Genomic DNA, 25,419 nt, shown 5'->3' with positions numbered 1-25,419 from the left:
GTTTCAATCAATGCAGTACTTATCGATAATAAAGCACCGACGATGAACAACAAGCTTGTTATGCTTTTAGCCACCTCTTTTTTATTAGCAGGTTGTCATAGCACGTTTAAAAAACCCCCCATTAACGCCCCTGCCGATGATGCCAGCATCAAACTCGCCGAAGCCGCTTCCTCTGTCAGTGATTCCATGCTGGAAATGGCTCGCGTCGAAAAAGTCATTACCCCCCCTGTGCGGGATAATACCCTGACCATTCCTAACGCCTACACTTTGCAGGCACGGGCATCAGTAGACTGGTCCGGACCGATTGAAGAACTTACTGCACGCATTGCCAAAGCCGCTCACTTTCGCATGCGGATTCTTGGAAAAGAGCCGGCTGTCCCGGTACTAATCAGCATTACCGCCAAGGACGAGAGCCTGGCTGAAATTCTGCGTGATATCGATTATCAGGCAGGTCGAAAAGCCAGCATTCACGTTTACCCTAACAGTCAGGTTGTAGAATTACGCTATGCTAAAATTTATTCCTAGTCTTGCTTTGACCTGCGCAACCGCCCTGCTGGCGAGTTGTTACTCTTCTTCGCATCAGACAACCGTAGTGATCAATGGCGATACAGCCTCATTGGCTGGCCTGCAGGCCATGGCCAATACACGCGGCGTCACGTCCAATAAAAACGGCATGAGTAAGATTCGCGAAATGGCGCTTCGAGAAACGGCCTTGAGTCTCGGCGCACAATCCGGTTTAGCCTGCCGTGCCAAGATCATTGACGAAGAATTAACCCAAAAGGCCCGCGACCTGGACGCTGTGTTTGATTTCAATGCGCTGGTCCTTGAGCACAATATTCTGCCGCCTGTATTACTTGAGGGACGCAATACCCTTAACCTGGCGGACATGCAAACCATCCGAATTTCTGACCGCACCTACAAGGTGGCGAAGCAGGCGCATTTTATAACCACGCCGCCCAATTGGCGCCAGTACCTGTGGATGGATTATAAAAAACCCGAATACCCCAACATTACCCTTCTGCCCAAAACCAAAGAAGAGCGGCAGTTGTGGAGTTTTTATGTCGCCAAAGGGTGGAAAAACGGCATTGAGCAGGCCAATACCATTCTTGAAGAAAGCGTAGCCCGAATCAAAGAAGATTATAACGGCATGATTTTGTACCGTAAGCTGTTAGCCATGAACATGGTATCGCCCCCCTACGTTTCACACACCGACCTCGGCGTAACCGGCGATGGTTCGGAAATTCACATCGATGATCGTGTACTGCGCATCACAGCGCTGCCAGCCCTTAATATTAACAGCAAGGAGTGGCGTGCGGCGGTGGCTAAGGACGAGGAAGCGCTAGAGCATTTCCGCACCATGGAAAAACTGGCGCAAAATGCCAAGATTGTGATTACCAACAAGTCCTGGCAGCCTACTATTGCCCCGGTCAATAAGGACATTACCCCCGTTAATTAGCGATTTCGCCATGCTTGCAACCCTTGTTAGTATATACTTTTAACAACAAGGGGTTATCCCTGACCGGCCTTGCAGTGCGGCTGCAAGGTCAATAAACCCGTTTCGATTCATTATTCTATTCAGCCAAGGCTAATTTATGAGCAGCAATATTAATTTAATGCCCGATGAACCCACGCGATTTACACCGGTCTTTATGGACAAAATGCTTGAACATGCGGAGCGTTTAAAGGCCTCGGATATTACCATTCAAACCGGCTCGCCCATTTTTGCTGAAGTGTATGGCCGCCTGCTTAAAATCACTAACCGCAGCCTTTCCAACACCGAGTTGGGCGATTTGATTAACTCCATTTACGGACCGAACGCCACCACGCAATTACTCTCCGGTAAGGACATTGATACCCATTACGAATTCCGACCCAATCGCGGCGTGCGTTACCGCTATCGGGTAAACGCGACCTCCTGCCTGGTGGAAGGGCATGATGCCATTCAGATTACCTTACGAACCATTCCCACCACGCCGCCAAAACTGGAAACCATGGGTTTGCCCGATAATATCATTAAAGCCATTGCTCCGCAGGAAGGCATTGTGTTCATCACCGGTGCTACGGGTTCGGGTAAATCGACGCTGCTGGCATCCATTATCCGTGATTTGATTGAAAAGGATGATTCTAACCGCAAAGTGCTGACGTATGAGGCGCCGATTGAATTTGTCTATGACGAAATTGAAACCATTTCTTCTGTCGTCAGCCAATCCGAAATTCCCCGCCACCTGCCTGACTTTGCTGACGGGGTGCGTAACGCCCTGCGCCGCAAGCCTCGCCTCATCATGGTGGGGGAATGCCGGGATGCTGAAACCATCAGCGCGGCACTGGAGGCGGCATTAACAGGCCATCCGGTCTATACCACACTGCATACCTCCGGCGTAGCAGAAACCATGCGCCGTCTGGTAACCTCCTTTTCCGGCGAAGAGCGCCTGGGCCGCACCATTGATATTCTTGAAACCATTCGTCTTTGTATCTGGCAAAAGTTGGTACCGACAGTGGATGAAAAACGGGTCGCCTTACGCGAATACCTGGTTTTTGATGAAGAGGTAAGGGATATCCTGCTGGAAAGCGATCCCAATGAAGTGACGTCCACCACGAGGAAACTGGTCAGGCAACGCGGCCAGTTAATGACCATTGATGCCAAGGATAAATTTGAGCAGGGCATCATCAGTGAGCGGGTTTATAAACTCATATTGGCCGGTACCAAGGAGCAATACGACTAGAGAGACACCCTTTGGATAGGGGGCTGTTAAACCCTTCATACACCAGCGACTCCTTTCATCAGCAATAAAGCCAGTTGAAGCTGGCTTTATGCGGGATTCCGTTACTCAACCGGAGGTTTGCTAGGAGTCGCTTCCGTCTTTTTTGAGCTATCTCCTCCTTTACCACTGACACTGGCACCTTTGGAAGCCCCTTGGCCAGTGAGTTTCTTCATACCCTTCATTGCATAACCCTGCAGCTGTTGATCCATTTGACCTGCAGCCTTCATCGTGCTGGAACCGGCACCCTCGACTTGTTTTTTGCCTTCTTCAGCCCATTGCGACGTTTCCTGGCCGATGCTCTCACCCTGACCGCCAATCCAGCGCAACACCTTGTCGGGGAGGTAGGTAATCAAGGTAAACGATTTCTGCACCGCCGTAATGTACATGGTGGTATAGATGAGAATGGCAAAGAAGAACCCGTAAATGCCCGCCCAGCCCGTGTAACCAATGGTCGTATCAATTCTTGCTGCTTTCTGAGCTGCATAATTTTGATTGGGTTGATAGGACGAGCCATTGCCAGTAGGCGCCCCGGCAATGATGGAGTTGCCAAAATCAGAAGCCCCGGTGACATTCCAGGTGGGTGCATTGGGATCGCCCTGAACGAACGTGACCGCATTGGCAAAACCGGCATTAATCACCCACACCGCCACATAGGAGAGGGCAATGGCTGAAATATAACCGATGATCATCATGGCGGGTCTCAGGAAAACGTTCATCAGGATCATGATCGCCTGCTCGCCCTTACCGAAGGCATCATGCCCTTCAGGGTGAGTCACACCCAAAGCAACAATGGGTGCAGCCACCATGGCTTCAATCACCGCAATCAGCCAGGCGATGGTTCCAAAGGTGAAAATCATGTACGGCAGGAACGGAATGTAGTAGGCCGTCAGGAAACCGATGCTCACCATGGTGCTTAACCAGGCAAACAGCAGGGGCATGACCATGGCCAGCAAGGGGAAAATAAAGATACCGAACCAGGGAATAATGGCGCTCATGATGGCAAGACCCATCAGGTAAATCCATAATTCATTAGCGAAGTTAATGTAGTTAACTCCCATGTTGGCCAGCGCCACCACGGGGTTAACCGTCGGCTGCTGAATGAAGGACACCCCGTGCTTGAAGATTTCCGCCATACCGAGTAACGGCAGGGACAGGAACGACATGACAATCATGTTAATAATGGTTGACATCATGGTCAGGAAGAAGTTGAACAGGTTCCTGATGATGAGGTTGTAGAAGATGTCCCCTAACAATTGCCCCAGGCAGAATTTAAAGAAGACAATCTTGACTTCACCACAAGGGAAATCCTGCGATTTTAAGTACATGGGTCCAGGCGACAAATCCATATTAAACTTCATGGCAAACTGGGGCGGATTCAGTCCGGGTTGGCCCGGCAGATTGACCATAACCGAGTTATTGATGAAGCCATAAACGGTTGAGGAAAGAACCCCGCTTTGTGCTTTTTGAGCCGCATTGTTACCAAAGGTCGGTGGGCTCAGCGGCGGGTTATTGGGACCGACCAGTGTGGAACCGTTAATCAATCCCACCATGTTCTGGATTGCCGTCTGGTTACCGCCTAACCATTGACACAAGGCCGCATAGGTCCCGCTGCATTGCTTGTTCTGGCTAAACGCGTTGAGTGGAATCTGACTGTCAAACTGGCTACCCTCCAAGCCGGTGTTGGTGTCGGTCTGATTGGCGGTCTGCAAATCAGAGGCATTCAGACGGGCCAAGTCAAAGAAGTAGCTGCCGGCCATGAGCCACCCCTGTTGCTGCGCCTGGGCAATAAAGGCGCGCTGCTTATTGGCGTTACTGCTGTCCTGGGCCTGTCGGATAAGATTCAACGTAGGCATCATGATGCCGTTATAATCCGTTATGGCGCCCTGAAATTCGGTGCCGCTAAACAAGGGGGCGTTGGAATTGGAGGAATCAGGACCCCAACTGACGCAATCGGTCGAAGGGCTATCGCAGGCCGAACCGGAGTTGAGGTAAGGCACGCCAAACTGTTGCTGGGCAACACCGGGTGCGAAGGGTTTATTGTTGGTGTTCGCGCCAGACGAAGAAGGGTTCAGCGAAGGGTTATTATTGACCATTACCTGGGCCACCATGGCCAAGTCCAGGTACATCTGCTGAATAGCAATGGCACGGGACATTTTCGCGGTTTCCAGGTCATTGTTCTTCACCACGCCGGACACCGTATTGATGTTGGCAATCGAACTCCAGGTGATCGAGCCGCAAATCCCGTTTAAAACCGCATAGGGATTATTGGAATCAAAATTTGGCATCTTGGCCGTGAACGTGTTTTTGGAAGGATCCGCATTCTGAACCGCGACCATGTTCACGGAATTTATGAAGTCAGGCACAGCTGTATTACAGAAAGGCGCCATGGCTGCAGAAGGCGTACCGGAACACACCCCTTCGCCGCTGCTTTTTTGACTCATTAAGGTTTGACGTTGACTCTCCAGGGCTTGTTGAATGCCGGCCATGCACACCTGACCGGCCAAAATCTTGGATGCCCCGGTAGCCACACTGTTACCACCGGCCTGCAACGACGTCAATGGATTAATCTGGGTCTGAACAATCACACCCCCACGGTTTAAATAGCTTAAGGCCGCTTCCCACACTTTATCCGCGGCGCCCACGCCCTGCAGCACCACCCACATCACAAAAATTTGCATCAGACAATAGCCGGAAGCCTTGGGAATTAATAAGGCCAAACCTAAAGTCGAACGAACGGGAACCCAGATGGATGACCATTTCTGGCCAAGCATCTGCCCTTCCTGCGCGGTATTCATAGTCGATACCAGCAGGGTATACATGATGACAATACCGCCTAACGCCAATACCGCCGAGTTAAACACGGAAAACATACTGCCCATGATCTGACTGCCGCTGCCATGCAGCACGCCGTCGACAATACCAAAAATATTGCCAAGGAAAACCACAGAGTAATCACTGGGAGGCGGGGCAAAACTCAGTGAACCAGAGGAACTGTCTGCCGCTAAAGCCAGCGCAGGGAACAACGTCATTAACAACGTACTAACAATTTTATTCATGGTTTTTCACCCATCAAACCTTGCCTGAACCATTCCCTGAAGGTGCATCCAAGTTTTCGTACTTTAATCTGGTAATACCAAAAATGATAACGAAATGCCAAAGTCAGGGCGATGAGCATCACCACGAGGCTGATGATAACCGCGCTGATTGATCCATAAATCACATGATAAACGGCGTAGGAAAAGACCAGAATGGCCGCAATAAACATTAAAACACTCAATCGGAAAAGCGCTTTTTGTTGAGCGATTAAATCTTTTTCAGAGAGATTGTATTTGGCCATGGCCATCTTAAATGACTCACCGCTGCCGGTTGTTTTTTGCGGCACGAAAAGCCGCTTGAAGCCATCTCCCAGATACAATGTAAACGACTTCATTCTGTCGAAATCAGACCATTTGCGAACATCAAAAATGTTCTTTAAAACAGTCACTATTCTTGACGGCGACTCTTTTTTCATAAAATTTACTTTTCACTATTAGACTTTTACCCTTCTTACTATACTATAGTAGTTAGAACATGCGCAGTCCATCAATTCATAACACCGTAAAAAAAGAGTAAAATATGCCCGATCTCAGCCACCAGGCCTCCGCTCAATACTGGTTTGAATACGTGGATCCGATGATCTATCGGGTGATCACTTTTATGGAAAGTGTCGAAGACTGGACCCTGGATGGTGACCCGGCTCTTGAAGAAGCGTTAAACCGTTTGGGAAACGAACTGGATGACATCGAAAAAATCGATTTAGGCGTCCTTGGCCAGGAAGATGTCTTTATCCGTCTGGTGGGTAATATCAAGGCGGGACGCGGCCTTCGTTTGCTGCAAGCCATTGACACGGTCCATCCGGGCAGTGCCTCACGCATTTTAATTCACGCCGAGGAAAACAGCGCCGGCAGCTTTGACCCCGCCGGATTTTTTCTAAAGCGCAATATCACATTTGAACGGCTGCGCCTGCTTGCCCGTGTATTTTCTGAATATCGCTTAAAACTTGTTGCACGCGCTCTTGAAGGGGAAGAATGATGAAAAAAACGTTGCGCCACGTTGTACTGCCCGGTCTGTTGGTATTGAGCTCCTATGCCGGTGCCCAAAATCCCAACGACAATAACCAGCAAAGCATCGATGGTTTATCCCATCGCCTTAAAGTACTGGGTGAATACCTCGGGTATGATTTAAATTCATTCTGCCCCACAGTAGGCGGCCAATGCCAGCTGGAGCCGAATCAAACCCAGAGCGCTTTCAGTAATTTCCTCATCGACACCAATACCGCTTCCCAATACCAGATTAATCTGCTGGCCTCCTACATTGGTGCGTTGTTGCCAGCCAACAGCACCTCAGGCGCCACCCAGGATCAGGGCAGCCAATCGTCCTTGATTCCGGCCACCATGACGACTTATCAGTCGCTGTTTCAAAACTTTGCCAGTAAAACGTTTCCCAATTACAACTCGCCGTCCAATGCGAACGTTTCCGTCTCCCAGTTAGTCGATCAGACTCCCTACCAAACGGATCCGGTTAATCAGGCCATTTTAAACATCCTCTCAACCCCCGATGCCAGTTACTGCATGGATCAAAACGGTGGTTATGTACAGGGCGATTGCTTCACCGGCCAAAACAATTCCGGCAACAATGGCGGCGGACCGGTTATTTCACAAAACCAGGTGATGATCAATGTGATCGGCACACCGCCGGGCACCGGGTTTTTCCCTCTGGGTAAACAAAACGAGAATTTGGTTGCGCAATTGAGCATGGACAGTTTGCTTGGCCCGCTGTTATTCAGCACAGGCAGTTCATCCAGTCAACCCGGCAGCAATACCGGGTTAGTGGCCAACAATCAATTGCAGACGGCGACTAATTTTATCCGTTACGCCTCCGGCATGGTGGCTCCTCTGACATTGCCAAGCCGTGATGCCTACAGCCAACTTTACCTCACGGCCACCACACCGGTTGATAAGAATAACCCCAACCAGACTCAGGCCCTGAAAGATCAGGCCATGGCGACTTTATCCAACTACCTGACTAACCTGAGAATCTACGCGGCACAGAGCTCTGTCGGCATCAGCAACCTGTATTACATCCTCTCCAAGCGCATGCCTCAACAAAGCGCCGCGTCCGGTCAAAATCAGGGGCAGACAAGCAGCCAGGCCTTGAATGAATTCAACATGGCCACCTGGCGGCTTTACAATACCAATACGACCTCCGGCTCTGAAAACCAGCAATGGATTCAGCGCATTAATACCGCGTCGTCAGCCACCGTCCAAAAAGAGATTGCCATTCTTCTGGCAGAAATTAATTACCAGATGTACTTAAGCCGTCAGCAACAGGAGCGTATCCTGTTAACCAACACCATGCTGCTGATTCAAAACGCACGCGCCGCTCAACCCAGCCCATCCCTGTCTTCATCGGCTCTGGATGGCGGTAACAGCACAGGCAGCAGCCAATAACCCGAAAAATCAGCAATGGACAGCAGGAACCTAGGTTCCTGCTTTTTTATGTGCGGGTAATGAGTAATACGTTGTAAAGAGCTGTTCAAGTTTAGCCAACACCGCTTCAACACTCACTAATTTCATGGTGTCTTCACCGTGGGCATGCGTTCCCCAGACATTGGTCTCTTCGGTTTTTTTAAGGACGTCAGTCACGGCCTGCGGATAACAATCGACAGCCAAATGGCGAAAAGTATAGGGGCCGGAGACATTGGAACTGGTCACAGCGTGCAAGGCCACAACCGGAGTACCCACGGCCGCCGCCATGTGCGAGGGGCCGGTATCCGGACAAAGCATGGCCTGGCTCTGTTGAATCACCGCCAATAACTGTTTTGGTCGGGTTTTACCCACCAGATCGATGCAGTGAACCTGCTGCAAAATGGCGTCAGCCAGTTGCCGATCATAATCCCCAGGACCGCCCGTCAGAACCACCTGCACGTTCCATCGCTGCTGTGCTTCGTTAATAACTGCCACATACCGATCAACTGGCCAGCTGCGCTCGGGTTTACTGGCCGCCGGATTCACCAATAAAATCGGTCCCTGTGAAGGCAAATGTTCACGTGCCCATTGCGCCTGCTCGTCAGCGATAGGCAAATCCCAGCGAATAGTCATAGAAGATAAATCAAGCGCTTGCGCAAAACGCAAAAAGCCGTCAAGCGTGTGATCATGACCTGGCGTAATGGTTTCTTTGATAAACAGAGCATGACCATCCTTCGCGCGCAGGCGGTCATAACCAATTTTACGCTTCGCTTTAATAAAGGGGTAAAGCAGGTTGGCGCGAAAACTGGATTGAATGGCCAACAGCACATCAAATTGCCGATGACGCATTTGTTTTCGGAAATGCCAATAGTCCTTAAACGTATCGGGTTTGGGAATTACGATGAATTCAACGCCGTCCATGCCTTCAACCAGATCATAGGCCGGGCGGCAGATAACCCAGGTGATTTTAGCCTGAGGATAATGCGTCTGCAGGGTGCGTATCAATGGCACCGCCATTAAGACATCACCCAACGCCGAAATACGAACAACACAAATGGAATTAATCATCTTGCAACAAAAATCGGGATCCGCAATAAGGGCATACTTCCTGGCCTGTTTTTTCAATGGGCAAATACACCTTGGGATGCGCATTCCATAATTGCATTTCATCCGTTGGACAGCTCAACGGCAGATCACCGGGATGAACCACATACATTTTTTCAGTGCAGGCAGGCTGTTTTTTTTCATTTTCCGACATGTCTATCCTCATTAATCATTCGTTTTTTGCGGGCTATTATCCAATATTTCCGCAAGCTTTGCCATGAATTCGCCGGTGATGTCCGGTTTGTCACAAGAAAAAAAACACCCGTCCGGCCATCCGCGCAACCAGGTTAACTGGCGCTTGGCCAATTGCCGTGTCGCGGCCATGCCTTTGTCGCGAAACTGCTCATGATCATCCCTTCCCGCAAGATAATCCAACGCCTGACGGTAACCCACCAGACGCATCGAAGGGTTGGCCGGCGTTAACAGCGGCCAGCGCGCCATCAATTGCCTGACTTCCTCAACAAAACCCTGTTTAAGCATGGCATCAAAACGCAGAGCAATGCGTTCATGCAGCCAGGCGCGTTCATTTGGAAAAAGAATGCAATTGACAAAATGATGGCGCGGTCGGCCTTTTCCCTGTTCTAAAAAATGGGACAAGGGTTTACCCGTTAAGTAAAAGACCTCCAGGGCCCGTTGAATCCGCTGCGTATCATTGGGGTGTATACGCGCGGCAGCGACGGCATCGACATCAGCCAATTCACGGTGCATGGCCGCCCACCCTTTGTCCTCGGCCTGCTTCAGTAATTGCTGACGCAACAGATCATCGGCTTCGGGTAAATCAGACAATCCCTGTTGCAAGGCATGGAAATACATCATGGTTCCGCCGACGAGCAGTGGAATTTTTCCACGGGCATGAATGCCCTCAATCAAGTGATTCGCCGCCTGGCAAAACTCAGCGGCAGAAAACGAATCAGGCGGATCAAGAATGTCCAGCAACTGGTGCGGTGCGCGCAGCAGTTCATCAGGAGTGGGCTTGGCTGTACCAATGTCCATGCCGCGATAAATCATGGCCGAATCCACACTGATGATTTCCACAGGAAACCGTTGCGCCAGATCACAGGCTAAGGCGGTTTTTCCCGAGGCCGTCGGCCCCATTAAACACAACACCGTCTCAGGCATGCAGCAATTCCCGGCAAAACAAAGTCGACAAGGGTTTACAGAATAACGTCTCTGCGGCCAACGTTTCAGCCTGGTGATGCAGGAAGTCTTTAAAATCGCCGTGTGCGCTGCTGTTAAGATCCGGCAATTTCTGACTCGCTGTCAGTAAATGAATTAATTCGCTCTCAGTCGGCATGGGTGCGTTCAACAACCTGGAAAAAAAATCGCTAATGGCCAGATGCGGGGTTAACAAGGGCAGGGTTTGAACGAGGATTTGCGACTCGTTAAACCACTCCACCCGGATACCGATTTGACCGAGCAGCTGACTATAGCGTTGCCGCTGCAAATTGTCCATTATTTTTTCATATTGATAACGAACTGGTACAAGCAGCGGGCGAAAGGCCAAGGGCAGGGGTTGAACCGCCAATTGCTTCAACAGCCATTCCCGATAGAGGGCTCGCCAATCGGCGAGATACACCTGCCCCCTGGCGCTTTGAAACACCATAAATTGTTCATCGATAGCCAGCATGGAGCAAGGGGTCGTCGCGGCGGGCATCGCCGCCGACGTCAAAAAAACGGGGATCTTTTCCTGAAGCGGCGGGACAGGGTTCTTCCTGCCTAACGCGTTTGACAAATCAATACCAGGGCTTTCACGCCGATCCAGGACTTTTTGCAATTGAGATACCAGAAAATCATGGATGAATCGCGGTTGTTGAAAACGTATCTCGTGTTTGGTGGGGTGAACATTGATGTCGATGTCCGCCGGATTAAGGGTTAAATACAGCAGGCAGGACGGATGTTTACCCGGATAAAGCACCGGTTCATAGGCGAGTTTGATGGCATGATGAATCAACTTGTCTTTGACCATGCGCCCATTAATGTACACCCATTGCTTGTCGTTTTGATTGCGCTGGTAGTCGGCTTTGCCCACCCACCCCCGCAAGCGGACACCGGCATGTTCCACGTCCACGTACACAGCCTGTTCAACGAATTCCTTGCCAAGGATTTTTCTGATGCGCCACAACGCCCCCTGCTCGTCCTTTGCCGCAGGTAAATCGACGTGCTTTTTACCATTATGGGTTAAGTGAATGGCTAAATGCGGTGCGCTTAAGGCAAACCGTTTAATCAATAATTCGATGGCTTGAAATTCCTGCCGTTCGCCCTTTAAAAATTTCTTGCGTACCGGCGCATTAAAAAAAAGATCCTTCACATCCACAGTCGTGCCCTGGCTGCGGGCGCAGGGGTTGATTTGCAGGATGCCGTTTTCAGCCGTCAATTGCATGGCATGCGCCTGTTCTGCCGTTTTCGAGGTAATGCTTAAACGACTGACCGAAGCAATGCTGGCTAACGCCTCGCCGCGAAATCCCATGCTGTGGATCATGTAGAGATCATTCAGTTGACTGATTTTGCTGGTGGCGTGAGGGGCAATGGCCAAGGGCAAATCGTCCGCGACAATCCCTAAGCCGTTATCACTGACTTTTATCTGATTCAAACCGCCAAAACCAATGTCCACATGAATGGTATCGGCCTTTGCATCATAGGCATTTTCCAGTAATTCCTTTACCACCGATGCCGGGCGTTCAATCACCTCACCCGCCGCGATTTGATTAGCCACGGTAATGGGCAGTTCCTTGATCCTTACGACCATGATGAAGGAATAACCAAACGTTGGCCGGCTCTTACCTGATTTCCTGACAAATGATTGGCACTTTTTAAAGCGGCCATGGACACATGGTATTGAGACGCGATAGTAGGCAGGGTTTCACCCCGTCTGACCAGGTGCAGGCTGTTGCCGGACATGGCTTCAATGCGGCTGCCGTGCGGCGGATAATCCCAGAAGTAGCGTTTAAGACCCTGGAAAATGGATTGCGTTAACCGCGTTTGGTAACGGGAATCGGTTAGGTTTCTCTCTTCTCTGGGATTTGAAATAAATCCTGTCTCAATCAGAATGGAGGGGATATCGGGTGATTTAAGCACCATAAACCGTGCCTGCTCGACTTTGTGATTATGCAGTTTAGTGACGGTATTCAGATTGCGTAAAACCCGCTCGCCCATATGCAGGCTGGCACCGATGGTTGCCGTTTGCGATAAATCAATGAGCACCTCTCGCACAAGGCCGCTTTGGTCATCCAGATCTTTAAGATTAACGCCGCCTAATTCCGAATAGTTTTCCTTCTCTGCCAACCAGCGTGCCGCTTCACTGGTGGCGCCGCGTTGCGACAGGGCAAACACGGAGGCACCGCTCGATTGCTGATTAATAAACGCATCCGCATGAATGGAGACAAACACATCGCCATTGTATTGGCGGGCAATGTTCAATCGTTCACGCAATCCGACATAATAATCGCCGCGCCGCGTCAATACGGCCCGCATCCCGGGTTGCCTGTCGATGATTTGTTTTAACTTAAGGGCGATGGCCAGGGTGATGTTTTTTTCCGCGGTGCGGTGCGGCCCACTGGCCCCAGGATCTTTACCGCCATGACCAGGATCAAGCACAATGACCACGTCCCTCAAGGGTTTTTTAGGCATGCTGCGTACAGGTACGGGTTTGCTTACCGGTTGGCGAGAAACGGCGAGCGGTTTTACGCTCGGCGGGGAATAGGGTTTAACGCCATTGGCAGAAATATCCAGCGCAAAGGCATGCTTGCCCCCTTTCCAGGGATTAGCGCGCAGTTTAACCGCATCACGCACTTCAAACACCAGCCGCAGCGTGTGTGGATTAGGATGGCCGCTTCGCACCAATTTGATTAATTCATTATTGAGATTGAGCTGGTTCAGATTAAAGGCGAGGTTCGTGTTTTCAAAATCCACCACCACGCGATCAGGATTGGTTAATGTAAACACTTTATGGGCGATCGCACTGTCTAACGTAAAAAACAACGACGTCTTACCCGCCTGCTGCTTGACTTGCACGGATTGCAGGCGCGCGGCCATGGCGTGATTCGCCCAAATCAGTACCAAACTTAATAAAACAACTATTCTGCTTTTCATTGTTGGTCCGCCAGGCAAGTTAATATCGCTTCTCCAGCGACGGTTGATGCATACAAACTCATTAAACGCCCGTCCCCTTTCATTGCTAACAAACCATGTATATCCACATGCACCAAACTGTGCGGCGCCCGTTCTGGCCATTCGATACAACAAAATGACCGCCCAGTAAAAAATTCTCTAAAACCAATATAATCCAATTCAGCCTCATCATGAATACGATACAGATCAAAGTGGTGAATTGACAAGTCCTGACACTGGTAACTCTCAACCAGAGAAAATGTTGGACTTTTAATCGCCCCTGTCACACCCAACGCACGCAGCAGGGAACGCATAAAACTGGTTTTGCCTGCACCTATTTCGCCGCTTAGCGTGAGTGTCAGTGGAAAGGTTAAACACGAGGCCAGTCTAAAAGCCAGCGCCATGGTGTCATTTTCATCGGCAAGGTAATAGCTTTGTACAGTCATACATCGGTTTCTTTTTGATTCACCAGCCTTTGCAGGTAGGGCAGAAGATCACTGGCCAGCAAACCCCGTTCACCCTGCTTCGCCGCAGCCCAATCCGCCGCCTGCGCATGCAGCTGCACGCCCAGTTTCAAAGCATTGCTTAAGGACAACCCCTGAGCCGCCAATGCGGCGAGAATACCGCTTAACACATCGCCCATTCCCGGGCTCGACATGCCGGGATTGCCGGCTGCACAGAGGTAGGTTTCTATTTTATCGGTTTTAATTAACGAACCTACGCCTTTAAGAACAACATTACCGCCATAGCGTTGTTGAATCTCCGACACAGCCCCGCAACGATCACATTGGATGTCCGCTGTACTTAATCCCAACAGGGCAGCAGCTTCTCCGGGGTGAGGTGTCAATATCCAATTGTCATCATGTTGCGGGTTTTGAGCGAGAAGATGGAGGGCTGACGCATCAATGACCATCGGTAATTGCGACGCAATGACCAGATTAAACAAATGAACCGCCCATTCATCCATGCCAAGGCCTGGGCCAATCAGACAAACCGTCGCTTTGGCAAGCAGCGGCAAAAGCGCCTGCACATCATCAATGCCGACCGCCATCACCTCGGGGAATGCAGCAGGAATCATCACCGCATGTTCCGGACGTGTCGCCACGGTCACCAGGCCTGCCCCCGCACGCAAGGCAGCTGAAGCGGCCAGACAAACAGCCCCGGGCATGCCCGGCCCGCCGCCAATAATTAACACATGACCAAACAGGCCTTTGTGTGAATTGCGTGGCCGAGGAGTTAATAACGACTTTAATTGTTGGCCATGAAGCACTTCAACCTCTGGAACCAGCGAGGAAAGGCAGGTTTCCAATTGCAGCGTATCCACCAGAATAGTACCGCAATGGTCAGGGCCATCCAGGGTCATCAGCCCTATTTTTTTACCAATGAACGTGACGGTGGCCGCCGCTTTCACGCAAACCCCCATTGCTTCACCGGTATCGCTGTTTAAACCAGAAGGAATATCCATCGCCAGAACGGGACAACCGCTGCTGTTGATTTGGGTAATGGCCAAAGCCAAGGGACCTTGCACCTCACCCTGTAACCCGATCCCCAGCAAGGCATCAATAATCACATCCGTTTCTTCATCAATGGGCTCGTCCAAATCCTGGCAGAGAATGCCGGTCGCCACCGTCCGCAAGGCCGCGTGACGCGCTGTGTCAGGGAGTTGTTCAATGGCACGGTATTGATGAATAATCACGCGATAGCCCTCTGCCTGTGCCAATCGGGCCAGAACATAGCCATCGCCGGCATTGTTGCCGCCACCGCAAAAAACCGTCAGGACTCGTGCCGCAGGAAATCTGTTTTTTAAGCACCGAAAAGCAGCCTGCCCGGCTCGTTCCATTAACTCATCGGCCGAAATGGCGAGGCGATGAATCGCTTCGCTTTCACACAGGCGGATTTGTCGGGTGGTGTACAGTGAATGGGCAGGGCTGGTCATGGCAGACTCCTTTTAAGAATCAGTCTTTTTTGACCAACGTTAATGCAGGTTTGGTTTTTCCCCGATGCTCTATTTTGCCCACAGGCGGGGGGGGAGGCGGTTCACTGGTTTCAACACCAAACTCCATACCGCGGCCATTCTCTTTGGCATAAATAGCAATCACTGCGGCAGGAACCACAAAAATCTGCACAGTCTGCCCTGAAAACCGTGCGGTAAACACAATCCGATCATTTTCGAGGTGCAAACCACGGCATGCCTGCGGCGAAATGTTGAGAACGATACGCCCATTGTTCACATGAGCGACAGGGACCTGAACGCCTGGATAATCCGCATTAACCAGAATATAGGGGGTTAAATTGTTATCCACTATCCAGTCATAGATAGCTCGAATTAAATACGGCTTGTTCGGAGTCATATTCAAGCTCATGATTATGCTGCCCTTAGCTGCCTCTCGGTATCCGTTAAACTTAACTGAAACGACTCGCGTTTGAAGATGCGTTGCATGTAGGCATTCAAGGCTTTTGATTTGGCAGGTACATCAATCCCCAATTGTGGAAGACGCCAAAGCAGCGGTGCAAGGGCGCAATCAAGCAAAGAAAATTCGTCGCTGAGGAAATAGGGTTTGTCATTAAAAATCGGCTCCAAGCTGATTAAGCTTTCCAAAAGGAGCGCTCTTGCTTCATCGGCATTGATTTCGGCTCTGATATCCTGCATGAGTCGATACCAATCCTGCTCAATGCGATGCATCATTTTACGGGCTTCAGCACGCGCGACAGGGTAAACGGGTAACAGCGGAGGATGAGGGAAACGTTCGTCCAGGTATTCCATAATGATTCGGGCTTCGTACAATACCAGTTCTCTATCCAGCAACGTAGGAACAGTACCGTAGGGATTAACCGCTAATAAATCGGAAGTTGGCTCGTCACGTTTTGCCAGTAAAATTTCAGCATTGACCCCTTTTTCGGCTAAAACGATTCGAACTTGATGACTGTATACATCATCATTATCTGAATACAAAGACATAATTGTACGCTTCGCTACAATAGCCATCAGCAACTCCTCGTCAATCGTTAGTTCACGCCTAATTGCGCTCAAAGGCAAGCATTTTATCACAATTTGTCGGATGATTGCCGATTACTACATAATTTTATTCTTTTGGGCAAATTTTATTCAAAAGAATCACTTATGCAACCGGCGCCAATAGACTTTCTTGAGCAGGTAGACCAATACCAGAAAAACACCGAGGTAAATCAAAACGCCTTTGCCTATATCATAACGCACCAGCTGGGCGGGTTCTGACACATAGGCTAAGAAAGTCACCAAATCCTGAACAGCACTTTCAAATTCTGCTAAATTCATTTCCCCTTTTTCCACCTGCAGAAGATGCGAGATGGCTGTCAGGTTCGGGTTATTGTTATCATCCACAGCAATGATTTTTCCTGCCAAGGGTTCCAGTACATTGGGCATGGCCACGTCGGGTTTTAATAAATTGTTAGAACCGAAAGGCCGGGTTTTATCAGCATAAAAACTGGTCAAATAGGTATAAATCCAAAACGGTCCCTTTTCTCTTGCACTCAACGACAAATCAGGCGGAACAATACCAAACCATTGCATGGCATCTTCAGGCGGCATGCTGATTTGGATGGGGTCAAATACTTTGGCCTGGGTGAAAATTAAATTACTGAATAGTAAGTCCGTGTCCAATTCACCGTCAAAGGTGGTCAACCCCAGATCATGCGCCATGCGGTTATAACGCATAAACCGCAGGGAATGGCAACCGGAGCAATAATTCATGTACATTTTTGCACCACGCTGCAGACGCGTTTCATCCTGCACGTTGAGGTCGAAGGTTTTTAATGCCACTTCATGGCCAACCGAGGCATGGCTTACCGAAATGAACAACCCAAACAATACGGTCAATAGTCCTTTCATGATTATCTCTCTATCCTGTCAGGGACAGTGCGGTGTGTTTCAAAACGGGTATACAGGGGCATCAATAAAAAGTACCCAAAATAAATGACCGTGCAGAGAAAAGCGATTGTCTGCTTAAGCGGAGTCACAATCACCGTACCAAGGTAACCCAGGACAATGAAACTGACAATGAATGCCGCCAGGGCCAGGCGCGACAGGTTGCCTTTGTAGCGCATGGAACGGACAGGACTTCTGTCAAGCCAGGGCAGGAAAAACAGAATGACAATGGAAGCCCCCATGGCAGTAACACCTAATAATTTATTCGGTATGGCCCGCAAAATGGTATAAAATGGCGTCATGTACCAGACAGGCGCAATATGCTCAGGCGTCACCATCGGATTGGCCGGCGCAAAGTTGGCATGCTCCAGAAAATAGCCGCCCATTTCCGGGATAAAGAAGACGACAGCTGCGAAAGCAATTAAAAAGACAACCACGCCCACCAAATCCTTGACGGTGTAGTAAGGATGAAAAGGAATACCATCCAGGGGCCTGCCTTCCTCATCCACGTGTTTCTTGATGTCAATTCCTTCGGGATTATTGGAGCCGACTTTGTGCAAAGCCACCATGTGCAGGAAAACCAGAATCACCAGCAGCAGAGGAACACCAATCACGTGCAGGGCAAAAAAACGCTGCAGGGTTGCATTAGCGACGTTAAAATCGCCACGAAGCCAGGTGGCCAACGTTTCCCCAATAAAAGGAATCGCCCCAAACAGCGAGGTAATAACCTGTGCCCCCCAATAAGACATTTGTCCCCAGGGCAAAAGATAACCAAAAAAAGCTTCTGCCATCAGCAGAATAAAAATCACCATGCCAATTAACCAGAGCAATTCCCTGGGTTTTTGATAAGACCCATACAGCAGGGCACGAAACATGTGCAAGTAAATCACAATGAAAAAAGCCGACGCGCCGGTCGAATGCATGTAACGCAAAAGCCAACCGTAATTGACCTCGCGCATGATGAATTCCACGGAATTAAAGGCCTGCTCGGAACTGGGCGTATAAAACATGGTCAACCACAGGCCGGTGACAAGTTGATTCACCAAAACCAGTAAAGCCAGCGAGCCGAAAAAATAGAAAAAATTAAAGTTCTTTGGAGCATAATACTCACTGACGTGATGTTTCCACGTGCTGATGAGCGGAAAACGTGCGTCTATCCAGTTTAAAAAAGCGCCCATGCTTGATTATCCTTGTTTTTCATCTTCACCAATAATAACGACACGCTCGCTGACAAAGCGGTATGGCGGCACTTCCAGATTAATGGGAGCAGGAACCCCCTTAAATACCCGTCCGGACAGGTCAAACGTGGAACCATGGCAGGGGCAGTAAAAGCCGCCCGGCCAATCAGGACCCAGGGTATTTTCATTGGGCGTGTATTTGGGTGAACAACCGAGGTGCGTGCACACACCAATCAGCACCAGGTATTCCGGGTTGATGGCGCGGTATTTGTTCTTCGCATACTCAGGCTGCTGGTCGACCAACGAGTCCGGATCGCGTAATTGATCATTATGAGCATCCAGCTGCTTAAGCATTTCCGGCGTCCGTCTGATGATCCACACCGGTCTTCCCCGCCATTCCACTGTGGCTTGCTGACCCGGTTCAAGATGGCTCAAATCGACCTCAACCGGCGCTCCAGCGGCCTGAGCCTTGGCACTGGGAAGCCAGGAGGAAACAAAAGGGGTTAACGCACAGGCCACGCCTACTCCGCCAAGGATGCCCGTACTGGTCAAAAGAAATTTTCGTCGCTGCTCGTCAATGATTTCTTCATTGACTTCATTAGGGGGTTCAGTGTGACCGGGTATGCTGGTGTCTGTCACGGCTATCGTCCTGTTCAAATTCCCTGAAATGCTGCCTGCAGTGAGGAGCAGGTAATGTATCTTCTGTTATATCAAAGAATTAGACATTTGGAAATGCCCGGCCAGACATCCCGGGCCTAAGTAACAGAAATCAGAGCGTCGCTGTCTCGCTGCGGTTCACGCTGCCAACCGAAGATTTCATGGGCTGTGGGTTAAGTCCTTTGATGAATGGAAAAAGAGAGCTAAAAAAAACCCCGCCGAAGCGGGGTTGGAATCGCGATTAACGTTTTGAGTATTGGGTCGCACGACGTGCTTTGTGCAAACCCACTTTTTTACGTTCAACACGACGTGAATCACGGGTCAGCAATCCGCGAGCGCGTAATTTTCTACGGTAAGAAGTGGGATTGGCTTCTGCGTCTTCCGCCAGACCTTCTTCATCATAAGCGACCAATGCACGGGCTATACCCAGGCGAATAGCACCAGCCTGACCAGAGATACCGCCGCCGGTTACTGTAATGTAAAGATCAAAATTGTCTAATTGGTCAACAGTCTCAAGGGGCTGACGAACGATCATGCAAGACGTTTCACGGCCGAAATATTCTTCCAGCTTGCGATTATTAATGGTGATTTCACCTTTGCCCTGGCGTAAAAACACACGAGCCGTTGAACTTTTTCTACGACCAGTGCCATAGTATTGCTGCATTTCAGCCATAATACTTATTCCTCAATCTCTAGTTGCTTAGGTTGTTGTGCAGCATGGGGATGCTCATTGCCTGCGTAAACCTTTAATTTTCGATACATTTCTCTACCTAAAGGATTTTTAGGCAGCATGCCCTTTACAGCCAGTTCGATAATGCGCTCGGGCTTGCGGGCCTGCATTTTTTCGAAGGATTCTGACTTGATACCACCCGGGAAGCCGGTGTGATGATAATACATCTTGTTTTTGAATTTTCGGCCTGTTACTGTCACCTTTTCAGCATTTGTTACAACGATATAATCGCCTGTATCAACATGCGGGGTATATTCAGGCTTATGCTTGCCTCTCAAACGACGTGCAATTTCAGTAGCCAGGCGACCTAATGTTTTATCACTCGCATCGACTACGTACCAGTCACGTTTGACTTCGTGAGACTTGGCGCTAAATGTCTTCATTAATTAACTCCGTACCGCCTACATTGGTAATCTTTCAATCTTGGACGGGCGATTTTAACCAAAACTGCAATAACCTACAAGTCAATTACAAATAAAACTTGTAATTAATGGTCATCAATAATTAAAGTTCTTGTTTAACTCCGATACAACCTCGTCGCAGATGCCCCGCTGGAGCAGCTGGATTTGAATACAATTTGGAAGAAAACAATACTTATAAACCCTCGAAGAATACTGAACTATGAATCATTTTTCAAGTCCTGTTTTCTTTTTCCAGTTCAGAGGCGTCTAAACCGCCTTTCAATTCCCTTACCCCTGAATCAACAGGCGCTCCACCGTGCCATTCTTCAGCAAGTGAGTATCAATAATTTCATCGATGTCTTCAAAGGATGAATAGGTATACCACACGCCCTCGGGGTAAATTACAACGCAAGGCCCCTGGCTGCAACGGCCGAGACAACCGGATTTGCTGACACGGATCTTGCCGGGACCGTGAACGTCAAGTTCCAGCAATCTCTCTTTCAGATAGGCAAAATAAGGCTCGCCACCGTGATTGGCGCAGCAGGTTTTACCTGCCGGCTTCTGATTGGTGCACAGAAAAACATGTCGGGTGTAATGATTCAACGGTTACTTGCCTCGTTCTTCAATTTTTGTTTTTAACTTCAACCCGGGTTTGAAGGTCACCACCCTTCGGGCAACGACTGGAATTTCTTCCCCGGTCTTGGGGTTTCTGCCTGGACGCTGCGGTTTGTCGCGCAGGGTAAAATTACCAAAACCAGAGAGTTTCACATGCCTGCCGTTTTCTAAGGCATGGCGAATGGTTTCAAAAAACTGTTCAACCATGATTTTGGCTTCCGGCTTGGGCAGCCCCAATTCATTGCATAATGTTTCTGCGATCATTGCTTTACTTAGAGCGTTCACGATTACTCCCTCAATGTTATAGCAAATTTCTCATCCAGTTTTTTGATTATAGCACTGATTATCTCATTGATCTCATGATCAATCAGGGTGCGCTTATCGTCCTGCAGGGTCAGAGCGATGGCAATGCTTTTCTTGCCAGCCGGGATTGAACCGCCGGTGTAGACGTCAAATACATCAAATGATTTAAGCCAGCCGTTGGCAACTGTACCCTGAATCAGGGCTTCAATGTCGGCCACAGAGACATGCTCATCGACAAGGAGGGATAAATCGCGGCGGATTTGCGGGAATTTCGAAATCGGCTGATACCTGACCGGCTCTACCTGAACCAGCGATGCCAATGTCACCTCAAACAGGATGACTTCGTCGCTAACATCCAGCGCCTGTGCCAATCGAGGGTGAAGCACACCGCACCAGCCGATGGGTTGCCCATCCCGCATTAAGCGGGCAGATTTACCGGGGTGAAGCGCGTCATGTTCTGCTTTTTGGAAGGCAATGTCTTTAAGATGCAACGAAGCAAACAGCGCTTCCAAATCCCCTTTGGCGTCATAAAAGTCAAAAGCACGCGTCTGCTCAAGCCAATTTAACGCCCCGCTCTGGCCGGTTAACAGTCCGGCAAAACACGCTTGCTCGGTCAGCTTGCCGTCCTTCACGTCAAAAATAACGCCGTTTTCAAAAAATTTGATCGTTGGCTGCTGGCGATGGATGTTATACACCATCGATGCAATGAGGCCAGGCCACATGCCCGCCCGCATCTGCGACAGTTCCGAAGAGATGGGATTAAGCAGGGTCATGAACTCCTGAGCCGGGTAAAGGGCAGCCTGCAATTCAGGGTCAACAAAGCTGTAGCTGATGGTTTCATGATAACCGCGCGCCATAAAAAACTGTGATAATTGCTTGCCCAGGGTTTCCAGCGGATTAATTATGCCGGCCTGCACGGTGGTAATCATTTTATCGCCAGGAATCCGATCATAACCGTATAAACGCACGATTTCTTCAATCAGATCAACATCCAGGCGCATGTCAAAACGGTGAGTCGGTGGGGTCACTTTCCAGACGGCGCCCTGATTATCAACCGTCATGCCCAGCCCCTGCAGCATGTGCAGCATCTCCTGGGGTCCCACCTCAAGGCCAGTCAATTGTTTAACCTTGCCGGGTTTCAATTCAATGACTTTGCTTTGCGGTAAGTATTCCGCCTGGCTGACCCGCGATACCGGACCGGCCTTTCCGCCTGTGATATTCAGCAGCAATTCGGTAGCCCTTTCAATGGCTAAGCCTTGTAAAGCAGGATCCACACCCCGTTCAAAACGCTGTGAGGAATCAGTACTCAAACCGTAGCGACGTGCAACGCCAGCAATGGTAACCGGATTGAAGAATGCACTTTCCAGAAAGAGATCGACTGTGTCTTCTGTCACACCGCTGTGGGCGCCGCCCATAACTCCGGCAATAGCCACTGGCTGGCTGGCATTGGCAATGACCAGTTCATTGCCGGTCAGTTCGGCCTGCTGACCATCGAGCAACTCGATCACCTCGCCGTTCTGACTCTTTCGCACCCGGATGCCACTGTCGACCAGTCTTAAATCAAAAGCGTGCATAGGTTGCCCAAGTTCCAGCATCACGTAGTTGGTGATATCAACGACCGGATGAATGGTGCGAATCCCTGAACGGCGAAGTTTTTCACGCATCCACAAAGGCGTTTTCGCCTGCGGGTTAATGCCGCGGATAATGCGGCCGTAATATTGCGGGCAACCTTCCCTGTCGAGCAATTCGATGCTGATTTCTTCATCAATGGCGGGCGGGCAATGAGCCGCGGCCGGTTTTTTTAACGGTAACCGGCTGATGGCCGCTACCTCGCGGGCTATCCCCAACACACTCAGGCAATCCGCACGGTTGGGAGTCAAATCAATGTCCAGTACCTGATCATTAAGCATCAGGTAGTCTCTAAGATCCTGTCCTATGGGAGCGTCTTCATCCAACTCGATGATGCCCTCTGACGCATCCGCCAACCCCAGTTCAGACGCAGAGCACAGCATGCCCTGTGACAGTTCACCGCGCAGGGTCGATTCCTTGATAGTCAATCCTCCCGGGAGTGTGGCGCCCACCTGGGCCAAAGCCACCTTTAAGCCCGTGCGGACATTGGAGGCACCGCAAACCACTTTAAGTCGCTTGCTGCCTGTATCCACCTCACACAAAGTCAGCTTATCGGCCTGCGGATGGGGCGTCGTCTGCTTCACCTGCGCCACAATGACTTTATCAAAAGCCCCGGCCACCGGATTGACTGCGTCGACTTCCAAACCTGCCATTGTTAAAAGTGCAGCCAGTTCTTCTGCGTTTTTTGCAGGATTTACCCATTCACGTAACCATAATTCACTAACTTTCATCGTCAATACCTGTCCACTGTTTGGAGACTTTCCATCCGTTGCCGAGCTTGGCAACGACTAGAATTGCTTTAAAAAGGTTAAATCGTTTTCAAACATCATGCGCAGATCGTCAATGCCAAAATACAGCATGGCCAATCGGTCCATACCCATACCAAACGCCCAGCCCTGATAGTCTTCGGGTGAAATATTCACCGCTGCCAACACGTTAGGATGCACCATGCCGCAGCCTAAGACTTCGAGCCAACCGGTGAATTTGCAGGAACGGCAACCTGTTCCAGAACACTGGGTGCATTCGATATCGACTTCCGCTGAAGGTTCTGTAAAAGGGAAATAAGACGGCCTGAATCGTAATGCCAGCTCGCGGCCAAAAAAAGCAGCGAAGAAATCGTGCAGTAAACCACGGAGTCCAGTTAAGGTCGCTTCCTTATCCACCAGCAATCCTTCAACCTGATGAAACATGGGGGTGTGCGTTAAGTCGGAATCACAGCGGTAAACGCGTCCCGGCGCAATGAGACGCAGGGGCGGTTGACGGTTTTCCATAGTGCGGATTTGCACCGGGGACGTGTGCGTACGCAGTAAATGGCCATCACCAAAATAAAAGGTATCATGCATCGCGCGCGCGGGGTGATGTCCGGGAATATTCAATGCTTCGAAATTGTAAAATTCAGTTTCAATTTCCGGGCCACTGACGATATCGAAGCCTAATCGGCTGAAATAATCATTGATGAATTGCTTGACCTGGGTGACTGGGTGCTGAGAGCCATACTTGGGCTGCCGGCCTTTTAAGGTGATATCAATGCGTTCTGATTCGAGTTTTTTCTGGAGCAGATCTTCTTTTAATGCCAGCATCTTTTCTTCAATCAGCGCGCTGATGGCTTGTTTAGCCTGATTAACCAATTGACCTACGCGCGGCTTTTCCTCGGGCGTCAAGGAGGCTAATCCTTTCAGAATTTCCGTAAGCCGGCCTTTCTTACCCAAATAGTCAACACGTATTCCTTCCAGCGCATTGATATCCTGGGCCTGGCGGATGGCTTCCGACGCATGTTGCTGCAACTCGATAATATCTTGCATGATTTTGCCTACATGTAAAAAAGGAGGCCAAAGCCTCCTCGTTATTCAACAAACACTCAGTTCATTTTGCAAGGGCGGCTTTCGCTTGCTCAGCAAGAGCTGCAAATGCAGGTTTATCATAGACAGCCATGTCGGCGAGGATTTTGCGATCCAGCTCGATTGTGGCCTTTTTCAAACCATTGATCAGTTGGCTGTAAGAAATACCGCACTCACGTGCCTGCGCATTGATACGGGTAATCCATAAAGCACGGAACTGACGTTTTTTCTGGCGTCTGTCGCGGTAAGCATACTGGCCTGCTTTGATAACGGCCTGCTTGGCTACACGATAGGTCCGGCTCCGGGCACCGTAATACCCTTTGGCTTGATCTAATATTTTCTTGTGACGGGCTTTCGCAGTCACACCACGTTTAACTCTTGGCATTTTCTATCCTCCCCTTAACTACCATGCAACATACGAGCGGCCAACTTGGCATCACAATCTTTCAACCGACTGGACGCAACACGCAAATGGCGCTTTTGCTTGGTGGATTTTTTAGTGAGGATGTGGTTCCTGTAGGCGCCGCGACGCTTGATAGAACCACTCGCTGTCTTACGGAAGCGTTTACTCGCTCCACGATGTGACTTTAACTTAGGCATAAAAATATACTCCGCATTTTTATTTCGCTACATACACAATGAAGTGACTGCTGGACAACTGGGGTGATTACATCCCGGACGTCA

Annotated in this window: 27 protein-coding genes; 5 read left to right on the top strand and 22 right to left on the bottom strand. The window is 49.8% G+C overall.

Features of this window, described 5'->3' with window-relative positions:
- Positions 1–42: 42 nt before the first annotated feature.
- The 3 genes from dotD to dotB all read left to right on the top strand — a co-directional run bounded on the left by dotD (position 43) and on the right by dotB (position 2,723).
- Positions 43–525, top strand: a complete 483-nt coding sequence (dotD, locus tag DYE45_RS03320) for a type IVB secretion system lipoprotein DotD (RefSeq protein WP_108294647.1) — start codon at positions 43–45, stop codon at positions 523–525.
- Complete coding sequence (locus DYE45_RS03315) at positions 506–1,456, top strand: type IV secretion system DotC family protein (RefSeq protein WP_108294645.1); 951 nt, start codon at positions 506–508, stop codon at positions 1,454–1,456. The genes dotD and DYE45_RS03315 overlap by 20 nt, the downstream gene beginning before the upstream one ends.
- Before the next feature lie 136 nt (positions 1,457–1,592).
- Positions 1,593–2,723 (top strand): Dot/Icm type IV secretion system ATPase DotB, encoded by a 1,131-nt coding sequence (gene dotB / locus DYE45_RS03310; RefSeq protein ID WP_108294643.1) that lies wholly within the window; start codon positions 1,593–1,595, stop codon positions 2,721–2,723.
- A 101-nt stretch (positions 2,724–2,824) separates the two neighbouring features.
- Here the strand turns inward: dotB and dotA are convergent, their stop codons facing one another.
- The gene (gene dotA, locus DYE45_RS03305; protein WP_108294641.1) at positions 2,825–5,818 is read right to left on the bottom strand and encodes a type IVB secretion system protein DotA; all 2,994 of its coding nucleotides are present in this window, start codon (positions 5,816–5,818) and stop codon (positions 2,825–2,827) included.
- Complete coding sequence (icmV, locus tag DYE45_RS03300) at positions 5,815–6,273, bottom strand: type IVB secretion system protein IcmV (RefSeq protein ID WP_108294639.1); 459 nt, start codon at positions 6,271–6,273, stop codon at positions 5,815–5,817. Before icmV ends, dotA begins: the two co-directional genes overlap by 4 nt.
- Positions 6,274–6,377: 104 nt before the next feature.
- Here icmV and icmW point away from each other — a divergent pair, with 104 nt between their 5' ends.
- Positions 6,378–6,833 (top strand): type IVB secretion system protein IcmW, encoded by a 456-nt coding sequence (icmW, locus tag DYE45_RS03295; RefSeq protein ID WP_108294637.1) that lies wholly within the window; start codon positions 6,378–6,380, stop codon positions 6,831–6,833.
- Positions 6,830–8,251 (top strand): type IVB secretion system protein IcmX, encoded by a 1,422-nt coding sequence (gene icmX / locus DYE45_RS03290; RefSeq protein WP_108294635.1) that lies wholly within the window; start codon positions 6,830–6,832, stop codon positions 8,249–8,251. Before icmW ends, icmX begins: the two co-directional genes overlap by 4 nt.
- A 30-nt stretch (positions 8,252–8,281) precedes the next feature.
- Here the strand turns inward: icmX and DYE45_RS03285 are convergent, their stop codons facing one another.
- From DYE45_RS03285 to rpmI, 20 genes are all read right to left on the bottom strand, one after another.
- The gene (locus DYE45_RS03285; protein WP_115300460.1) at positions 8,282–9,337 is read right to left on the bottom strand and encodes a glycosyltransferase family 9 protein; all 1,056 of its coding nucleotides are present in this window, start codon (positions 9,335–9,337) and stop codon (positions 8,282–8,284) included.
- Complete coding sequence (locus tag DYE45_RS03280; RefSeq protein ID WP_108294631.1) at positions 9,330–9,527, bottom strand: zinc-finger domain-containing protein; 198 nt, start codon at positions 9,525–9,527, stop codon at positions 9,330–9,332. Before DYE45_RS03280 ends, DYE45_RS03285 begins: the two co-directional genes overlap by 8 nt.
- A gap of 11 nt (positions 9,528–9,538) precedes the next feature.
- Entirely contained in the window at positions 9,539–10,492 is a 954-nt protein-coding gene (gene miaA / locus DYE45_RS03275; RefSeq protein WP_115300459.1) for a tRNA (adenosine(37)-N6)-dimethylallyltransferase MiaA, read from the bottom strand.
- A complete protein-coding gene (gene mutL / locus DYE45_RS03270) occupies positions 10,485–12,119 on the bottom strand; it encodes a DNA mismatch repair endonuclease MutL (protein ID WP_115300458.1) in 1,635 nt (544 codons plus the stop codon). Before mutL ends, miaA begins: the two co-directional genes overlap by 8 nt.
- Positions 12,110–13,462, bottom strand: a complete 1,353-nt coding sequence (locus tag DYE45_RS03265) for an N-acetylmuramoyl-L-alanine amidase (protein ID WP_115300457.1) — start codon at positions 13,460–13,462, stop codon at positions 12,110–12,112. The genes mutL and DYE45_RS03265 overlap by 10 nt, the downstream gene beginning before the upstream one ends.
- Entirely contained in the window at positions 13,459–13,926 is a 468-nt protein-coding gene (tsaE, locus tag DYE45_RS03260) for a tRNA (adenosine(37)-N6)-threonylcarbamoyltransferase complex ATPase subunit type 1 TsaE (RefSeq protein ID WP_108294623.1), read from the bottom strand. Before tsaE ends, DYE45_RS03265 begins: the two co-directional genes overlap by 4 nt.
- A complete protein-coding gene (locus DYE45_RS03255) occupies positions 13,923–15,416 on the bottom strand; it encodes an NAD(P)H-hydrate dehydratase (RefSeq protein WP_108294621.1) in 1,494 nt (497 codons plus the stop codon). Before DYE45_RS03255 ends, tsaE begins: the two co-directional genes overlap by 4 nt.
- 19 nt (positions 15,417–15,435) lie before the next feature.
- Entirely contained in the window at positions 15,436–15,837 is a 402-nt protein-coding gene (locus DYE45_RS03250) for a ClpXP protease specificity-enhancing factor (RefSeq protein ID WP_108294721.1), read from the bottom strand.
- Between the two features lie 8 nt (positions 15,838–15,845).
- The gene (sspA, locus tag DYE45_RS03245; protein WP_108294619.1) at positions 15,846–16,466 is read right to left on the bottom strand and encodes a stringent starvation protein SspA; all 621 of its coding nucleotides are present in this window, start codon (positions 16,464–16,466) and stop codon (positions 15,846–15,848) included.
- Positions 16,467–16,595: 129 nt separating this feature from the next.
- Complete coding sequence (locus DYE45_RS03240) at positions 16,596–17,351, bottom strand: cytochrome c1 (protein ID WP_370447878.1); 756 nt, start codon at positions 17,349–17,351, stop codon at positions 16,596–16,598.
- Positions 17,351–18,562 carry a cytochrome b gene (locus DYE45_RS03235; protein ID WP_108294615.1) on the bottom strand — a complete coding sequence of 404 codons (1,212 nt, stop codon included), beginning with the start codon at positions 18,560–18,562 and terminating at the stop codon, positions 17,351–17,353. Before DYE45_RS03235 ends, DYE45_RS03240 begins: the two co-directional genes overlap by 1 nt.
- A gap of 6 nt (positions 18,563–18,568) precedes the next feature.
- On the bottom strand, positions 18,569–19,201 hold the full coding sequence (petA, locus tag DYE45_RS03230) for a ubiquinol-cytochrome c reductase iron-sulfur subunit (protein ID WP_242602708.1): 633 nt from the start codon (positions 19,199–19,201) through the stop codon (positions 18,569–18,571).
- A 259-nt stretch (positions 19,202–19,460) separates the two neighbouring features.
- Positions 19,461–19,892 (bottom strand): 30S ribosomal protein S9, encoded by a 432-nt coding sequence (rpsI, locus tag DYE45_RS03225; protein ID WP_108294613.1) that lies wholly within the window; start codon positions 19,890–19,892, stop codon positions 19,461–19,463.
- 5 nt (positions 19,893–19,897) lie between these two features.
- Entirely contained in the window at positions 19,898–20,332 is a 435-nt protein-coding gene (rplM, locus tag DYE45_RS03220) for a 50S ribosomal protein L13 (RefSeq protein WP_108294611.1), read from the bottom strand.
- Between the two features lie 306 nt (positions 20,333–20,638).
- A complete protein-coding gene (locus DYE45_RS03215) occupies positions 20,639–20,953 on the bottom strand; it encodes a (2Fe-2S) ferredoxin domain-containing protein (RefSeq protein WP_108294609.1) in 315 nt (104 codons plus the stop codon).
- Between the two features lie 3 nt (positions 20,954–20,956).
- Positions 20,957–21,250 (bottom strand): integration host factor subunit alpha, encoded by a 294-nt coding sequence (locus DYE45_RS03210; RefSeq protein WP_058530454.1) that lies wholly within the window; start codon positions 21,248–21,250, stop codon positions 20,957–20,959.
- A 2-nt stretch (positions 21,251–21,252) separates the two neighbouring features.
- A complete protein-coding gene (gene pheT, locus DYE45_RS03205) occupies positions 21,253–23,628 on the bottom strand; it encodes a phenylalanine--tRNA ligase subunit beta (protein ID WP_115300456.1) in 2,376 nt (791 codons plus the stop codon).
- Positions 23,629–23,685: 57 nt separating this feature from the next.
- Positions 23,686–24,699 carry a phenylalanine--tRNA ligase subunit alpha gene (pheS, locus tag DYE45_RS03200; RefSeq protein ID WP_108294605.1) on the bottom strand — a complete coding sequence of 338 codons (1,014 nt, stop codon included), beginning with the start codon at positions 24,697–24,699 and terminating at the stop codon, positions 23,686–23,688.
- 61 nt (positions 24,700–24,760) lie between these two features.
- A complete protein-coding gene (gene rplT, locus DYE45_RS03195; protein WP_108294603.1) occupies positions 24,761–25,120 on the bottom strand; it encodes a 50S ribosomal protein L20 in 360 nt (119 codons plus the stop codon).
- Positions 25,121–25,134: 14 nt separating this feature from the next.
- Positions 25,135–25,335: a 50S ribosomal protein L35 gene (gene rpmI / locus DYE45_RS03190; RefSeq protein WP_108294601.1), complete on the bottom strand. Its 201-nt coding sequence runs from the start codon at positions 25,333–25,335 to the stop codon at positions 25,135–25,137.
- Positions 25,336–25,419 lie beyond the last annotated feature (84 nt).

This window comes from Legionella taurinensis (assembly GCF_900452865.1).
Taxonomy (GTDB): domain Bacteria; phylum Pseudomonadota; class Gammaproteobacteria; order Legionellales; family Legionellaceae; genus Legionella_C; species Legionella_C taurinensis.
The sequence above is the reverse complement of the archived record's forward strand: the minus strand, read 5'-3'. Positions and strand labels throughout refer to the sequence as shown.

Excerpts from the sequence above, each read along its gene's own strand:
- dotD (WP_108294647.1), top strand. The coding sequence starts at position 43 with ATGAACAACAAGCTTGTTATGCTTTTAGCCACCTCTTTTTTATTAGCA.
- DYE45_RS03315 (WP_108294645.1), top strand. The coding sequence starts at position 506 with ATGCTAAAATTTATTCCTAGTCTTGCTTTGACCTGCGCAACCGCCCTG.
- dotB (WP_108294643.1), top strand. The coding sequence starts at position 1,593 with ATGAGCAGCAATATTAATTTAATGCCCGATGAACCCACGCGATTTACA.
- dotA (WP_108294641.1), bottom strand. The coding sequence starts at position 5,818 with ATGAATAAAATTGTTAGTACGTTGTTAATGACGTTGTTCCCTGCGCTG.
- icmV (WP_108294639.1), bottom strand. The coding sequence starts at position 6,273 with ATGAAAAAAGAGTCGCCGTCAAGAATAGTGACTGTTTTAAAGAACATT.
- icmW (WP_108294637.1), top strand. The coding sequence starts at position 6,378 with ATGCCCGATCTCAGCCACCAGGCCTCCGCTCAATACTGGTTTGAATAC.
- icmX (WP_108294635.1), top strand. The coding sequence starts at position 6,830 with ATGATGAAAAAAACGTTGCGCCACGTTGTACTGCCCGGTCTGTTGGTA.
- DYE45_RS03285 (WP_115300460.1), bottom strand. The coding sequence starts at position 9,337 with ATGATTAATTCCATTTGTGTTGTTCGTATTTCGGCGTTGGGTGATGTC.
- DYE45_RS03280 (WP_108294631.1), bottom strand. The coding sequence starts at position 9,527 with ATGTCGGAAAATGAAAAAAAACAGCCTGCCTGCACTGAAAAAATGTAT.
- miaA (WP_115300459.1), bottom strand. The coding sequence starts at position 10,492 with ATGCCTGAGACGGTGTTGTGTTTAATGGGGCCGACGGCCTCGGGAAAA.
- mutL (WP_115300458.1), bottom strand. The coding sequence starts at position 12,119 with ATGGTCGTAAGGATCAAGGAACTGCCCATTACCGTGGCTAATCAAATC.
- DYE45_RS03265 (WP_115300457.1), bottom strand. The coding sequence starts at position 13,462 with ATGAAAAGCAGAATAGTTGTTTTATTAAGTTTGGTACTGATTTGGGCG.
- tsaE (WP_108294623.1), bottom strand. The coding sequence starts at position 13,926 with ATGACTGTACAAAGCTATTACCTTGCCGATGAAAATGACACCATGGCG.
- DYE45_RS03255 (WP_108294621.1), bottom strand. The coding sequence starts at position 15,416 with ATGACCAGCCCTGCCCATTCACTGTACACCACCCGACAAATCCGCCTG.
- sspA (WP_108294619.1), bottom strand. The coding sequence starts at position 16,466 with ATGGCTATTGTAGCGAAGCGTACAATTATGTCTTTGTATTCAGATAAT.
- DYE45_RS03235 (WP_108294615.1), bottom strand. The coding sequence starts at position 18,562 with ATGGGCGCTTTTTTAAACTGGATAGACGCACGTTTTCCGCTCATCAGC.
- rpsI (WP_108294613.1), bottom strand. The coding sequence starts at position 19,892 with ATGGCTGAAATGCAGCAATACTATGGCACTGGTCGTAGAAAAAGTTCA.
- rplM (WP_108294611.1), bottom strand. The coding sequence starts at position 20,332 with ATGAAGACATTTAGCGCCAAGTCTCACGAAGTCAAACGTGACTGGTAC.
- pheT (WP_115300456.1), bottom strand. The coding sequence starts at position 23,628 with ATGAAAGTTAGTGAATTATGGTTACGTGAATGGGTAAATCCTGCAAAA.
- pheS (WP_108294605.1), bottom strand. The coding sequence starts at position 24,699 with ATGCAAGATATTATCGAGTTGCAGCAACATGCGTCGGAAGCCATCCGC.
- rplT (WP_108294603.1), bottom strand. The coding sequence starts at position 25,120 with ATGCCAAGAGTTAAACGTGGTGTGACTGCGAAAGCCCGTCACAAGAAA.
- rpmI (WP_108294601.1), bottom strand. The coding sequence starts at position 25,335 with ATGCCTAAGTTAAAGTCACATCGTGGAGCGAGTAAACGCTTCCGTAAG.